Below are 2,713 nucleotides of genomic sequence, written 5' to 3' on the forward strand. Positions count from 1 at the left end.
GTATGCGCCGTCTCTGTCCCATTGATTTAGGGCATTTTGGGTGAGTGAGGTTTCTGCCAGAAGGGTTTTCAGCAATAGCAGGAGAATCTGATGGTAGATGGTAGCGATGGATTTGTCGGGCGGCTGGATATTGTCGATCCTCGCCGAGGCTACCGACACTGGTCGACGGAATTGAAAGCGCGGATTGTTGCTGAAAGTCTTCATCCTGGCGCTCGGGTTGTGGAAGTCGCGCAACGCTATGATTTGAGCGCGAACCAGCTTTCTTATTGGCGCAAGCAGGCGCGTGATGGCCATCTGATCTTGCCAGCAGAGTTGATGCCGTCGGTGCCGGATGCGGAAGGTTGTGAACCTGCGTTTGTGGCGTTGTCGATTGCGGATGAGCCGGAGATGCCTGCCGTCACCTCGTTGATGCCAGAGACGGTAGCGGCGACAGCAGGGATTGTGACGATAGAGATAGGTGCCGACCTCGTGGTGAAGGTGCCGGGCGATGTGTCTGTGAGTCGGGTCGCGGCTTTGGTTGGTGCGATACGAGGATTGGCATGATCGTCGCGGGTCAACGACTGCCCATCCTGATCGCCACGCAACCCGTGGACTTTCGCTGCGGTCATCAGGCTCTGGCCTTGATGGTGCAGACTGAACTGAAGCTTGATCCACATTCCGGGATCACGGTGATCTTCCGGTCGAAGCGGGGTGATCGGCTGAAAATCCTGGTATGGGATGGCACGGGACTGGTTCTGACATATAAAATTCTTGAAAACGGCAGTTTTGCCTGGCCCAGGGTGCAGGACGGGACGATGCGTCTTTCAAGGGCTCAATATGAGGCTTTATTTGAAGGTCTCGATTGGCGTCGCGTGATGGCGCAGCGCGTGACGCCGCCCTCTGCTGCGGGGTGATCTTCCTTCCATTTTGTCATTGTTTTATTTGGATTTTATGGTTCGACAATGCTATGAAAACGCATGTCGCAACCCATTGATCTCAGCCAGTTCCCAGAGCTTCCGCCAGAGGTGGTGAAGGCGTTTGCGGACATGCAATTTGAGCTGTCGGTCGAGCGGGCGGCGCGTCAGCATGAGCAGGCGGTGGTGGCCGAAAAGGATGTGTTCATCACTGAACTGAAGGAACTGATCGAGAAGCTGGAAGGTCAGGTTCAGGAGTACCGGCGCACGAAGTTCGGGCCGAAATCGGAAAAGCTTGATCCGGCGCAGCTGGAACTGGCGCTGGAAGATCTTGAAACGGCGATTGCCGAAACACAGGCGCGGATTGCGGCTGTTGAAGAGAAAATGGCGGCCAGCACTCTTAGTCCCGACAAGGCGGCATCTCCACGCAAGGAACGAAAAGCCCGTGCGCTACCGGCGAACCTACCGCGTGTCGAGCGTGTGGTTGAGCCTCTAAGCATTGCCTGTCCCTGTGGCTGTGGCGACATGGTTCGGATTGGCGAGGACAAGACGGAGCGGCTCGATTACATTCCGGCAAACTATCAGGTAATTGTCACGATCCGCCCGAAATATGCTTGTCCCAAGGGGCGGACGGGGGTGGTTCAGGCCAAAGCACCGGCGCATCTTTTGGAAGGCAGTTGGCCGACAGAAGCGTTACTGGCCCAGATCGCTGTCTCCAAGCATTCCGAACATATGCCGCTGAACCGACAGGCGGTAGTCATGGCCCGGCACGGGGTTCCGATTGACCGTTCTGTTCTGGCCGACTGGATGGGGCGCACAGGCGCACTGATCGCGCCGGTCGTGGACCACATGGCGAAGATGCTGAAGACGGACGGTTCGCGGCTTTATGTCGATGAAACAACGGCTCCTGTATTGGATCCGGGACGCGGCAAGACGAAGACCGGTTATCTCTGGGCGGTTCTGCGCGATGATCGGGGCTGGGGCGGATCTGCACCGCCGGGTGTGGTGTTCCATTATCGGCCAGGGCGTAAAGGAGAATATGCCGCCGAAATCCTCGACGGCTTTAACGGCACGATCCAGGTCGATGCCTATGGCGGCTATTCCCATCTTGCCACGGTGGAACGCACGGGTGGCGATCCGTTACGACTGGCATTTTGCTGGGCACATGGGCGCAGAAAACTGATCGCGGCAACACCGAAGAAGGGTTCGCCTATCGTGGATGAGGCGCTGTTGCGCATCGCTGCGCTCTACAAGATCGAGGAAGCCATTCGTGGCAAGGAACCTGAACATCGCCGCTCAATGCGACAGGAATTGTCTCGGCCACTGGTGGACGAGCTCTTCGCCTGGCTTGCGGCTCAGGCAAAGCGCATCTCGCGCAAATCCGATCTGGGCAAAGCACTTGCCTATATGCTCCGGCGTCAGGACGGCTTCCGGCTGTTTCTCGATGACGGTCATGTCGACATCGACTCCAACCTCGTCGAAAATGCCATCCGCAGTCCGGCCATGAACCGTCGCAATGCGCTTTTTTGTGGTCATGATGAAGGTGGACGCAATTGGGCCCGGTTCGCCAGTCTCATCGGCACATGCCGGATGAACGGCGTCGAGCCCTATGCCTATCTGCGCGATCTCTTCACCAGCCTCGCCAACGGTCACCTCGTCAGAAACATCGACACCCTGATGCCTTGGGCATATGCACGCCGAGTGAATGAGAGCAAAAATTAGCTCATTTGTGAGTAACAAATACGCTCATTCATCGAATGAGCGAAACCGCAAAAGTTCAAGCGCAAACCCAAAATCAATGGGGCAGAGACGGCGCATAC

The 2,713-nt window shown here is 56.9% G+C and carries 3 protein-coding genes; all 3 read left to right on the forward strand.

Translation table 11 applies throughout. The features are described from left to right. Positions 1–90 precede the first annotated feature (90 nt). Positions 91–543, forward strand: coding sequence for a transposase (locus HWD97_RS24035; RefSeq protein ID WP_151615950.1), 453 nt, complete (start codon positions 91–93; stop codon positions 541–543). Further along, a complete protein-coding gene (tnpB, locus tag HWD97_RS24040; protein ID WP_112702494.1) occupies positions 540–893 on the forward strand; it encodes an IS66 family insertion sequence element accessory protein TnpB in 354 nt (117 codons plus the stop codon). The genes HWD97_RS24035 and tnpB overlap by 4 nt, the downstream gene beginning before the upstream one ends. 63 nt (positions 894–956) lie before the next feature. After that, a complete protein-coding gene (locus HWD97_RS24045) occupies positions 957–2,615 on the forward strand; it encodes an IS66 family transposase (protein WP_313014978.1) in 1,659 nt (552 codons plus the stop codon). The last annotated feature ends 98 nt before the right edge of the window (positions 2,616–2,713 follow it).

Source organism: Ochrobactrum sp. C6C9, from assembly GCF_022627935.1.
Lineage (GTDB): Bacteria > Pseudomonadota > Alphaproteobacteria > Rhizobiales > Rhizobiaceae > Brucella > Brucella teleogrylli.

Coding starts and splice junctions, on each gene's coding strand:
- HWD97_RS24035 (WP_151615950.1), top strand. CDS start 91: ATGGTAGATGGTAGCGATGGATTTGTCGGGCGGCTGGATATTGTCGAT.
- tnpB (WP_112702494.1), top strand. CDS start 540: ATGATCGTCGCGGGTCAACGACTGCCCATCCTGATCGCCACGCAACCC.
- HWD97_RS24045 (WP_313014978.1), top strand. CDS start 957: ATGTCGCAACCCATTGATCTCAGCCAGTTCCCAGAGCTTCCGCCAGAG.